The following is a 638-nucleotide window of genomic DNA, read 5'->3' on the forward strand; positions in this document are numbered from 1 at the left end:
AGCACCGCTACGCCGACGTCGCCGCCGCCTTCACCACCGGTGCCGCGACACCGGGGCCTGGCCCCGCGGACCCGGGACCGCCGGTCGCCCGGGCCGGTGCTCTCTCGGTCGTCCGTCGCATGGCGCGCACGATCCGCAACAAGCTGTCGCGCGGCCGGGTCGGTCTCGCCGAGACGGTCTGGCGCGTGGGCGAGCAGGCCGGTTACCGGTGGGGCCGTGTCGACCCCGCCGCGCCGCGGGTCCCGGTCCCCGCCGTGCTCCCACCACCGGTCTGAGCGGCGCCACCGAACCGTCCTGAGCGAAGCCCGCCGTACCGGCCCGAGCGCACCTCGGCCCGGGCTACGACGGGTCGGGCAGGACCGGGGGCACGGGGACGCGCGCGACGGTCGGGTCGGTCCGCGCGAACCGGAAGCCCAGGTCGTGCCCGACGCGCTGCACCCGGTCGGCGAGGTCCCTCCGGCTCCGGACCCGCACGACCTTGCCGAGCACGCGCCGCACCGAGCCGATCGCCCGCGCGGCGCGCCCGGCCGTGGCCTCCGCACGGGCGGCGGGCCGCAGCTCCGGCACCGGTGCCGCCGCCCCGGACGACTGGTCCTCCCGGCGCTGGTACGCGGCGGCGACGTCAGCGTACCGGTGGC

2 protein-coding genes are annotated in these 638 nt (G+C 79.2%); one reads left to right on the forward strand and one right to left on the reverse strand.

The annotated features are described in order from the left end of the window. Positions 1 to 275, forward strand: a 275-nt coding sequence (locus ABWU78_RS20900; RefSeq protein ID WP_439159392.1) for a hypothetical protein, incomplete at its 5' end; no start/stop codon positions are given. Between the two features lie 64 nt (positions 276 to 339). On the opposite strand, the gene ABWU78_RS20905 is transcribed toward ABWU78_RS20900, so the two are convergent. Continuing rightward, positions 340 to 638, reverse strand: a 299-nt coding sequence (locus ABWU78_RS20905) for a hypothetical protein (protein WP_439159393.1), incomplete at its 5' end; no start/stop codon positions are given.

Source organism: Cellulosimicrobium sp. CpK407 (genome assembly GCF_051844275.1).
In the GTDB taxonomy this organism is placed as follows: Bacteria; Actinomycetota; Actinomycetes; order Actinomycetales; family Cellulomonadaceae; genus Cellulosimicrobium; species Cellulosimicrobium cellulans_G.